Annotated in this window: 7 protein-coding genes; 5 read left to right on the plus strand and 2 right to left on the minus strand. The window is 69.8% G+C overall.

Features of this window, described 5'->3' with window-relative positions; genetic code table 11:
- Positions 1-85 precede the first annotated feature (85 nt).
- The gene (locus ACWDU4_RS27835; RefSeq protein WP_345344306.1) at positions 86-241 is read right to left on the minus strand and encodes a putative ATP-grasp target RiPP; all 156 of its coding nucleotides are present in this window, start codon (positions 239-241) and stop codon (positions 86-88) included.
- Positions 242-389: 148 nt separating this feature from the next.
- On the opposite strand from ACWDU4_RS27835, the gene ACWDU4_RS27840 reads away from it, so the two are divergent.
- Positions 390-3251, plus strand: a complete 2862-nt coding sequence (locus ACWDU4_RS27840; RefSeq protein WP_450117195.1) for an AfsR/SARP family transcriptional regulator — start codon at positions 390-392, stop codon at positions 3249-3251.
- Positions 3252-3274: 23 nt separating this feature from the next.
- On the opposite strand, the gene ACWDU4_RS27845 is transcribed toward ACWDU4_RS27840, so the two are convergent.
- The gene (locus tag ACWDU4_RS27845; protein ID WP_450117196.1) at positions 3275-5059 is read right to left on the minus strand and encodes a DEAD/DEAH box helicase; all 1785 of its coding nucleotides are present in this window, start codon (positions 5057-5059) and stop codon (positions 3275-3277) included.
- Positions 5060-5184: 125 nt separating this feature from the next.
- Here ACWDU4_RS27845 and ACWDU4_RS27850 point away from each other — a divergent pair, with 125 nt between their 5' ends.
- The 4 genes from ACWDU4_RS27850 to ACWDU4_RS27865 all read left to right on the plus strand — a co-directional run bounded on the left by ACWDU4_RS27850 (position 5185) and on the right by ACWDU4_RS27865 (position 9970).
- Positions 5185-6480: a TrpB-like pyridoxal phosphate-dependent enzyme gene (locus tag ACWDU4_RS27850; RefSeq protein WP_450117197.1), complete on the plus strand. Its 1296-nt coding sequence runs from the start codon at positions 5185-5187 to the stop codon at positions 6478-6480.
- 60 nt (positions 6481-6540) lie between these two features.
- Positions 6541-7338 carry a carbon-nitrogen hydrolase family protein gene (locus ACWDU4_RS27855; protein WP_450117198.1) on the plus strand — a complete coding sequence of 266 codons (798 nt, stop codon included), beginning with the start codon at positions 6541-6543 and terminating at the stop codon, positions 7336-7338.
- A gap of 36 nt (positions 7339-7374) precedes the next feature.
- Positions 7375-8001 carry a phosphoribosyltransferase gene (locus tag ACWDU4_RS27860; RefSeq protein WP_450117199.1) on the plus strand — a complete coding sequence of 209 codons (627 nt, stop codon included), beginning with the start codon at positions 7375-7377 and terminating at the stop codon, positions 7999-8001.
- Between the two features lie 181 nt (positions 8002-8182).
- On the plus strand, positions 8183-9970 hold the full coding sequence (locus ACWDU4_RS27865; protein ID WP_450117200.1) for an AMP-dependent synthetase/ligase: 1788 nt from the start codon (positions 8183-8185) through the stop codon (positions 9968-9970).
- Positions 9971-10273: the final 303 nt, after the last annotated feature.

Consider the following 10273-nt stretch of genomic DNA (forward strand, 5'->3'; position numbering starts at 1 on the left):
GTTTTGTTTCCCCTCGGGTGTCTTTTTTTTCTGGGGGGGGGGGGGGGCGCGGTAGGGGCCCCCCCCCGCTACTTCCGCGAACCGATCAGAAGTCGGCGTCGGTTCCCGTCCAGCCGTCCACGACGTCGATCACCTTGCTGGAGCGCCCGCGGTCGCGCATGCCGCCCGCGACGGAGGCCAGCTGCGCCTCGTTCAGCTCGGCGCCGGCCGCGGGGATCTCGGTGATGGTGGTGTTGCGCATGTTCATGACTCCTCGTCACTTTCGTGTCGGACCGTCCGACACCGGAAACGGTGCCCGGACCCGGTTGGAGACGACCTGCGCCCGGCTGCGCTCGACTTGCACCACGCTGGCAAATCACTGGTAGGCCGGCCCGCTTATGCTGAGGGTCATGCCTGGACCGACCGCGCCCACGCCCCCACCGACGTCCGTCTACCTGCAGGTTCTCGGGCCGGTCCAGGTGCTTGTCGGCGATTCGGATGTGTCGGTGGGCGGCCCGGTGCCGCGGGCGCTGCTCGCGCGTCTGGCCGTCGCGGCCGGGGAGAGCGTGTCCGACGACGCGCTGATCGACGACCTGTGGGGTGACACTCCGCCCCGCACCGCGAAACTGACCCTGCAGGGCTATGTGGCACGGATACGCAAGATCCTCGATCCGCACCGGCCCGGCGCCCGCTCCCGAGTGCTGCCCCGGACCGGCAACGGCTACGCCCTCGAACCCGACGCCACCGACTGGCAGCAGTTCACCGTCCTCGCCGAGGCGGGTGCCCGACTCCTCGCCGCCGGTGACGCCGCCGCGGCGGCCGACACCCTCGACGCCGCACTGGATCACTGGCGTGGCGACGCCTACGCGGACGTCCCCGAGTCGGAGTCGGTGGCGGTCGAGGCCCGTCGCCTCGACGCCCTGCGCCTCGACGTCGTCGAGGATCGAATGGAGGCCGCGCTCGCACTCGGCGAACACGGGACGGCCGCCGCGCGCCTCGACGCGTTCACCCGACTGCACCCGCTCCGCGAACGCGCGTGGGAGTTGTCGGCGCGGGCACACTATCTGGCCGGCCGACCGGGCGACGCCCTCGACGCGCTGCGCCGGGCCCGCGAAATCCTCGCCGACGAACTCGGCACCGATCCCCGGCCGAGCCTGCTGGCGCTGCAGGCGGCGATCCTCGCGCACGACGACGCGTTGACACCGAGCGTCCCGGACTCGGCGCCCGCCACACCGGAGGTGGCCGAGGCCGCAGCGGAGCCCGCCGCCGCACCGGATCCGTTCGCGCGCAACATTCCCCTCGCACTGACCCCGTTGGTGGGTCGGAGCGATCCGCTGACCGACCTCGGGGCGTTGCTCCGAACGCACCGCCTCGTCACCCTCACCGGTGCCGGCGGCATGGGCAAGACCCGGCTCGCGCTCGAGGCCGCACGTGCCCGCACCGACGTCGACGGACCGTGGCTCGTGGAGTTGGCCGGCGCCAGGGACGGCGGTCAGGTCGCCGACGCCCTGGCAACCGCACTGGGGCTGACCGTCTCGGGCGGCGTCGACGGAATCGCCGACGTGCTCCGTGGGCGAGAACTACTGCTGGTTCTCGACAACTGCGAGCAGGTCGTCGACTCGGTCGCCGAGGTCGTGACCGCGATCCTGACCCGTTGTCCTTCTGTGCGGGTCCTCGCCACCAGCCGCGAAGCACTCTCCGCCGCAGGCGAATACGTCTACGAGGTTCCCCCGATGTCCGACCTGGAGGGGGTACAGCTGTTCATCGAACGGGCGGCCGGGCAGCTCGGCGAGTTCCACCCCGATCCCGAGGAACGCGAACTGCTGCTCCGGCTGTGCTCCGAGCTCGACGGGATGCCGCTGGCAATCGAACTCGCCGCTGCGCAGTGCCGGACGCTGTCGGTCCGACAACTGATCGATCACGTCGACGACCGGTTCGCACTGCTGCGCGGCGGACCGCGGACCAACGCCCGGCACACCACGATGCTCGCCGCGGTCGAATGGTCGTACCAGACACTCACCGAATCCGAGCAGCGGCTGTTCCAGTCCCTCGGGGTGTTCGAAGGCGGATTCGACCTCGACTCCGCGCGTGCCGTCGTCGACCAAGCGGGACTGCTCGCCGATCTCGGGTCGCTGGTGGACAAGTCGCTGGTGTCCGTCGTCGGCGGCGACCCGCGCCGCTACCGCATGCTTGAGACGATGCGCGGGTACGCCGCGCGAGTGCGCGAGCCGGACCTGACCGCACGGCTGCGGCGCAGCCACACCCGGTGGATCTGCGATCTCGCCGAGGACGCGTTCCTCGGTCTGCGCGGGTCGGACAGCTCGCGCTGGATGCGCCGCCTCGACCTCGAGATCCCGAATGTCCGGGCCGCACTGGAGGCGAACACCGGCGACCTCGACACGTACCTGCGGATCGCGGGGGGCGTGTACTGGTACTGGTACCGAGGGGGCCACGTCGCCGAGGCGATCAGCTGGCTGTCCCCCGCCGTGGCGTCGGGGATCGCGGCGTCGGGGTCACTGCCGGTACGGGCCAGGGCGGTGGCCGGGGCGACCGTCATCCACTACCTCGCCGGCGACCTTCCGGGACTGTTCACGGCGTTCGGGCTGCTCGCCGAACTGGCCGCCGAGGTCACCGATCCCGTCAGCCGCGCAGACGCCGAAACCACACTCGCGTTCTTCGAGGCGGGATCCGGACTGATCGAACAGGCCCGCACCCACGCCCGGGCATCGCTCGACTTCGGTACCCGCGCCGAGCGGCTGTTCACCACCGCCGAGGCGTTGATGTGTTTGGGGACGGCGGACTTCCGGGCCGGCGATCTCGAGTCCGCGGCGGCACACCTGGAGGAGGCGGCCGCCACGGCGCAGCGGTGCGGGTACGGCTGGTGCGAGGCGTCCTCACTGTGGATCGGCGCGAAAGTGGATCTCGCCCAGGGCCGTTGGGGTGGACCCGCCGAGGAGAAGCTGACCCGGATGATCCGGGTGTGTGACGACAACGCGGACGTCACCTCGTGGCTGGTCGGGCTGGCGACGTCGGCGTACGCGGCCTTCCGCCGTGGGGACCACCACACGGCCGCGGTCCTCACCGGCGCCGTCGACCGACACGGTGCGGCGATCGGCTACCGCCCCGCGGCGATGGACCCGATCGACCTCGCCGGGTACGACGCCGAGGTGCGCGCCGGGCTGTCCCCGGCGGCACTCGAGTCCGGATCGCGACAGGGCGCGGCGTTGGGCCGGGCCGGGGTGTCCGCCCTCGCCTCGCCCGCACCCGTGTAGGCGTGCAGGCGACGGCGAGGCCGTCAGTACCGGTCGCGCTTGGGCTTCTTGTCGAACTTGCCCTTGCCGGACTTGCCGTCGCGCTGACTGCCCTGGTCGCTCCGCCGGCCCCGCTCCTGCGGGCGTTGCCCGGGCGGGCCCTGGTCGGGGGTGAGCTGGATCAGGACACCGGAGATCCGGGTCGCACGCAGCGCTTCGAGGGTCTCGTTCGCCAGGTCCGCGGGCAGCTCGACGAGGCTGTGGTCCGGGCGGATGCTGATGTGCCCGAAGTCGCTGCGGCGCAGGCCGCCCTCGTTGGCGATGGCGCCGACGATGGCGCCCGGGACCACCCGGTGACGCTTGCCGACGGCGATCCGGTAGGTGGCCATCTCCTGCCCGTTGCGCCCGACCTTCGGGCCTTCGTCGAAGCGGCGCGGCGGCCGCTCGCGCGGTTCGCGCTCCTTGCGCGGCGGTGCCGGCGGCTCGGGCGCCATCAGGAACGCCTCGCCGTCGCGGGACTGCACGGCGAGAGCGGCGGCGATGTCGGCGAGCGGCACGTCGTGCTCGCGTTCGTAGTCCTCGATCAGCCGCCGGAACAGGGCGATGTTGTCGGAGCTCAACGACTCGGTGATCGAGTCACCGAACTTCGAGACGCGCTGCGCGTTGACGTCCTCGACGGTCGGCAACTGGATCTCGGTCAGCGGCTGCCGGGTCGCGCGCTCGATCGCCTTGAGCAGGTGCCGCTCGCGCGGCGCGACGAACAGCAGCGCGTCGCCGGAGCGACCGGCCCGGCCGGTGCGGCCGATGCGGTGCACATACGACTCGGTGTCGTGCGGGATGTCGTAGTTGACGACGTGTGAGATGCGTTCCACGTCCAGTCCGCGCGCGGCGACGTCGGTCGCGACAAGGATGTCGAGGGCACCGGACTTGAGCTGACCGATGGTCCGCTCGCGCTGGGCCTGCACGATGTCGCCGTTGATCGCGGCGGCCGAGAAACCCCGTGCCCGAAGGCGTTCCGCGAGATCCTCGGTGGCCTGCTTGGTGCGGACGAAGATGATCATCGCCTCGAACGACTCGACCTCGAGAATGCGGGTGAGCGCGTCGAGCTTGCGCTGATGCGCAACCTGCACCCAGCGCTGGGTGATGTTCGTGGCCGTCGAGGTCTTGCCCTTGACGGTGATCTCGACCGGATCGTGCAGGTACTGCTTGGAGATCTTGCGGATCGCCGTCGGCATGGTCGCCGAGAACAGCGCGACCTGCTTGTACTCGGGGGTCTCCGAGAGGATCTTCTCGACGTCCTCCTGGAAGCCCATCTTGAGCATCTCGTCGGCCTCGTCGAGCACCAGGTAGTCCAGGTGCGAGAGGTCGAGGGTGCCCTTCTCCAGGTGGTCGATGACGCGACCGGGCGTGCCCACGATGATCTGTGCGCCGCGCCGCAGCCCGGACAGCTGCACCCCGTAGGACTGGCCGCCGTAGATCGGCAGCACGTGCAGTCCGGGGATGTGCGCGGAGTACTTGCCGAAGGCCTCGGCCACCTGCAGCGCGAGCTCGCGGGTCGGCGCCAGCACCAGCGCCTGCGGACGCTTCTGCTCGGGGTCGATGCGGGAGAGGATCGGCACCGCGAAGGCCGCGGTCTTGCCGGTGCCGGTCTGGGCGAGACCGACCACGTCGCTGCCGGCCATCAGAGGCGGGATGGTCGCGGCCTGGATCGGCGAGGGCGACTCGTACCCGACGTCGGTCAGTGCCCGCAGCACCCGATCGTCGATGCCGAGGTCGGCAAATGTGGTGCTGTCGTTTTCCGGCTCGGGGTTCTGCTCGGTGTCACTCATTTCACCAGGAGTTTACCGTCTCACCCACCCCGTCGCCGACCCGCAGTCGCCCACCCGGCGTAACCCTGATCACCAACGCGGGCACAATGCGGGGCAGAAACTGCCTTTCGACACCAGGAGCGCCCGTGTCCGAGCCGACGCCGATCCCCACCCACTGGTACAACATCGCCGCCGACCTGCCGGTGCCGCCGCCACCGCATCTGCACCCGGGAACGAAGGAGCCGGTCACCCCCGCCGACCTGGAGTCGCTGTTCGCGTCCGGGCTGATCGCCCAGGAAGCGTCGACCGAGCAGTACATCGAGATCCCCGAGCCGATCCGCGAGGTCTACAAGACGTGGCGGCCTGCGCCGCTGATCCGGGCGCGCGAGTTCGAGAAGGCACTGGGCACCCCGGCCCGCATCTACGTCAAGTACGAGGGCGTCAGCCCGGTCGGCAGCCACAAGACCAACACCGCGGTCGCGCAGGCGTACTACAACGCGCAGGACGGCGTCACCAAGATCACCACCGAGACCGGCGCCGGCCAGTGGGGCTCCGCGCTGTCGTTCGCGTGCGCGAAGTTCGGCATCGACCTCGAGGTGTGGCAGGTCCGCGCGTCGTACGACTCGAAGCCGTACCGCCGGTTCCTGATGGAGACCTACGGTGGCACCGTGCACGCCAGCCCGTCCACGCTGACCGAGTCCGGCCGCAAGATCCTCGCCGAGCACCCCGACACCCCCGGCAGCCTGGGCATCGCGGTCTCCGAGGCCGTGGAAGTGGCCGCCGGCGACCCGAACGCGCGGTACGCCCTCGGCAGCGTCCTCAACCACGTGGTGCTGCACCAGACGGTCATCGGGCTCGAAGCGGTCGAGCAGCTGCGCGCCGCGGGCGAGGAGAACGCCGACGTCGTGTTCGGTTGCGCCGGTGGCGGTTCCAACCTGGCCGGCCTGGCGTTCCCGTTCATCCGCGAGGTGCTGCACGGCCGGGCGAAGACCCGGGTCATGGCCGTGGAGCCGGCGGCGTGCCCGTCGATCACCAAGGGCGAGTACCGGTACGACCACGGCGACGTCGCCGGCCTGACGCCGCTGCTGAAGATGCACACCCTCGGCCAGGACTTCGTGCCGGACCCGATCCACGCCGGCGGCCTGCGCTACCACGGCATGGCGCCGCTGCTCAGCCACACCGTCGAGCTCGGTTACGTCACCGGCCAGGCAGTCGACCAGACCGAGTCGTTCGCGGCGGGCGTGCAGTTCGCCAGGGCCGAGGGCATCGTGCCCGCGCCCGAGTCCTCCCACGCGATCGCGGCCTGCGCCGAGTACGCGAAGAAGCTGACGGAGCCGGAGGTGCTGGTGATCGGCCTGTCCGGGCACGGCATGCTCGACCTGCCCGCCTATCACGAGTTCATGCAGGGCAACCTCGTCTCCACCGTGGGCGACATGTCCTAGACCGGGCGCCTCCAGGGGCCCACACCACGAAGCGGTCTCGGCCATGCGCACAATGGGCGCATGGTCGAGATCGCAGTGGCACAGTTCTCCGCGGGCACCGACAAGGGCGAGAACCACCGGGCGATACGAAACCTGGTCGGCGAGGCCGCCGCCCGCGGCGCGCAGGTGGTCGTCGCCCCCGAGTACGCCATGTACACCACGCCGCGACTCGACGCGAGCGTCTCCGAGTCCGCCGAACCCCTCGACGGACCGTTCGTCACCGGCCTGCTGGAGATCGCCGCAGAGTTCGGCGTCCACGTGGTCGCAGGCATGAACGAGACCCTCGCCGGCGACGACCACATCTCGAACACCCTCGTCGCGGCCGCACCGGACGGTGCCGTCGCCGCCGTCTACCGCAAACTGCACCTCTACGACGCCTTCGGCTACCGGGAGTCGGACGTGTTCCGCGCCGGCGAGGCCGTCGAGCCCGCCACCTTCACCGTCGACGGACTGACCTTCGGCATGCAGACGTGCTACGACCTGCGGTTCCCGGAAGTGACGCGGCGGATCGTGGACGCGGGCGCGGACGTGCTCGCCCTGCCCGCCCAGTGGGTGCCCGGACCACTCAAGGAGGATCACTGGACCACGCTGGTGCGGGCGCGGGCGATCGAGAACACCCTGTACGTCGCCGCCGCCGACCAGTCCGCGCGCACCGGTGCGGGCAACTCGATGATCGTCGACCCGATGGGCGTGGTGCTCGCGTCGCTGGGCGAGCAGACCGGGACCGCACGCGCCGAGGTAACCACCGCGCGCATCGCCGAGGTCCGGGAGAAGAATCCGGCGCTGACGCTTCGCAGGTTCGGGGTCGTCGAACGCTAGGGGCTGGGTCCTCCCCGGCGTAGCGTCGAAGTCGAGATGCTCTACGCCACCCGCGCCGAGGCCGGCCGCGATCTGGCCGCCTCTCTCTCGCACCTGCGCGACTCCAACCCGCTGGTGCTGGGACTTCCGCGCGGCGGTGTGCCGGTCGCCGTGGAAGTGGCGAACGCGCTGCACGGGGACCTGGACGTCATCGTGGTCCGGAAGCTGGGGTTGCCGTGGCAGCCGGAACTCGCGATGGGCGCCATCGGCGAGGGCGACGTTCGAGTGCTCAACGACGACGTCATCGCCCAGTCGGGGGTGTCCCCCACCGCACTGTCCTCGGTCGAGTCCGCCGAGCGCCGCGAACTGGACCGCCGCGTCCGGATGCTGCGCGGGGACCGTCCCCCGATCCCGATGACCGGCCGAACGGTGGTGATCGTCGACGACGGGATGGCCACCGGCGCGACCGCGGCGGTGGCCTGTCGGGTGGCGCGTGCGCAGGACGCGGCACGAATTGTGGTCGCGATGCCGGTCTCGTCGGAGGAAGCGGTCGCCCGACTGCAGGTGGTTGCCGACGAGGTCGTGTGCCCCCTGGTGCCCCGTTGGCTCGGCGGCGTCGGCGGCGCCTACCGCGACTTCCACCAGCTCACGGACCACGAGGTCAGGACGGCACTGAAAACGTGACCTACGCCTCATTCCGGCCCCCGGCGGCACCGAAACCCACAGTTCGCGGGACCGGAAGTTACAGACAAACTGATTCGCCGGGTTCACATTCGGTCATTCCGGACAACGAACCCAGTGCATCCCACCGCGGAATGTGATCCAATGCACACCCGTACTTGTCAGTAGTCCTGGAGGGTCCACAGTGCGAGAGTTCGAAGTTCCGCAGTCGTTTTCCATTCCGGACGACGTCTCGATGGCCGACAGCGTATTCCGGTTCGAGAAGGAATGTCCGCAGCACGTCCCCTTCAAGAAGCTGGTCGGCGGCAGCTGGGTGGACGTCACCGCGGCGGAGTTCGCAGCGGAGGTCGCCGGCGTCGCGAAGGGTCTGATGGCGTCGGGTGTCGAACTCGGCGACCGGGTCGCGATCCTGTCCGCCACCCGGTACGAGTGGGTCGTCCTCGACTACGCCATCTGGACCGCGGGCGGTTGCACCGTCGCGATCTACGAGACGTCGTCGGCCGATCAGGCCCAGTGGATCCTGGAGGACTCCGCGACCGCCGTCCTGGTCGTCGAGACGGCGACGCACGCCGAGACGGTCAAGGACGTCGCCGAGGCGGCGCCCGCGTTGCGCGAGATGCTCCAGATCGAGGCCGGGGCCATCGACGAGCTGACGGCTCGCGGTGCCGCGATCACCGACGAGGCGTTGCACGAGCGCCGCGCACAGGTGAACGCCACCTCCCCCGCGACCCTGATCTACACCTCCGGCACCACCGGCCGTCCGAAGGGCGTGCAACTCACCCACAGCAATTTCAACGCCGAATGCCAGGCGGTGCAGCTCGCGTTGGCGGACGCGATGTACGAGGGCCAGCGCACGCTGCTCTTCCTGCCTCTCGCCCACGTCTTCGCCCGCGCCGTCTCCTTTGCGGCGTTCGAGTACAAGGTCACCGTCGGCCACACCTCCGACCTGACCACGCTCGTCGACCAGTTCGCGGTGTTCAAGCCGAACTTCATCCTCTCGGTTCCGCGCGTGTTCGAGAAGGTGTACAACTCGGCCAAGCAGAAGGCGGAGGACGGTGGGAAGGGCAAGATCTTCGCCAAGGCCACCGAGACCGCGATCGCCTACAGCGAGGCGCTCGAGAACGGCGGACCCGGCTTGGGTCTGAAGATCAAGCACGCCGTGTTCGACAAGCTGGTCTACGGCAAGCTGCGCGCCGCGCTCGGCGGCGAGTGCGACCGCGCAGTGTCCGGCGGCGCCGCGCTCGGCGCCCGCCTGGGCCACTTCTTCCGCGGCATCGGCGTCCCCGTCTACGAGGGCTACGGCCTGACCGAGACCAGCGCGGCGGTCACCGTCAACACCACCACCGAGCAGAAGGTCGGCACGGTCGGCAAGCCGATCAACGGGCATGCCGCGAAGATCGCCGACGACGGCGAACTCCTCGTTAAGGGACCGGTCGTGTTCTCCGGGTACTGGCACAACGACGCCGCCACCGCGGAGTCGATCAAGGACGGCTGGTTCCACACCGGCGACCTCGGATCCATCGACGAGGACGGCTTCGTCTCCATCACCGGCCGCAAGAAGGAGATCATCGTCACCGCAGGTGGCAAGAACGTCGCCCCCGCGGTCCTCGAGGACGCGCTGCGTGCGCACCCGCTGATCAGCCAGTGCCTGGTCGTCGGCGACGCGAAGCCGTTCATCGGCGCACTGATCACCATCGACCAGGAGGCACTGCCGGGCTGGCGAGAGCGCAACGGCGTCGCCGCCGACCTGCCGATCGCCGAGGTGGTCAAGCACGCCGACCTCGTCGCGGAGATCGACGCTGCGGTCGCCCAGGGCAACACCAAGGTCTCCAACCCGGAGCAGATCAAGAAGTACCGCATCCTGGACGTGGACTTCACCATCGAGACCGGGGAACTGACGCCGACGCTCAAGCTCAAGCGCAACGTCATCCACGACACCTTCGGCACCGCGATCGAGGCCCTCTACTCCTGACGGTTCCGCCCCGAGCGGGCGCCGGATGTGGCTGAATGGGTTGTTCCCGCCGAATCGTGTGGCAGGAAAAACCCATTCAGCTGTTCACGAAGGAGATCGGATGCTTCCCCTGCAGGACATTCTCGTGTTCGACCCGGTGACCTCGTTCCTCAACTCCATCGCAATGACACTCGGGTCCAGCGATGCGGTGATCATGACCTAGTCGCCGCGAACACCGGAAGTACCTGCGCGCCGCGGTGGCCCACCACGAGTGGGCCCCCCCCGCCGGCGGCCCCCAAAGGACCCCAGGCCCCCATTGATCAA

This window comes from Rhodococcus sp. NPDC003348, assembly GCF_053589375.1.

Bases quoted from the DNA above. Each gene is read 5' to 3' on its own strand.
- ACWDU4_RS27835 (WP_345344306.1), bottom strand. From the start codon at position 241: ATGCGCAACACCACCATCACCGAGATCCCCGCGGCCGGCGCCGAGCTG.
- ACWDU4_RS27840 (WP_450117195.1), top strand. From the start codon at position 390: ATGCCTGGACCGACCGCGCCCACGCCCCCACCGACGTCCGTCTACCTG.
- ACWDU4_RS27845 (WP_450117196.1), bottom strand. From the start codon at position 5,059: ATGAGTGACACCGAGCAGAACCCCGAGCCGGAAAACGACAGCACCACA.
- ACWDU4_RS27855 (WP_450117198.1), top strand. From the start codon at position 6,541: ATGGTCGAGATCGCAGTGGCACAGTTCTCCGCGGGCACCGACAAGGGC.
- ACWDU4_RS27860 (WP_450117199.1), top strand. From the start codon at position 7,375: ATGCTCTACGCCACCCGCGCCGAGGCCGGCCGCGATCTGGCCGCCTCT.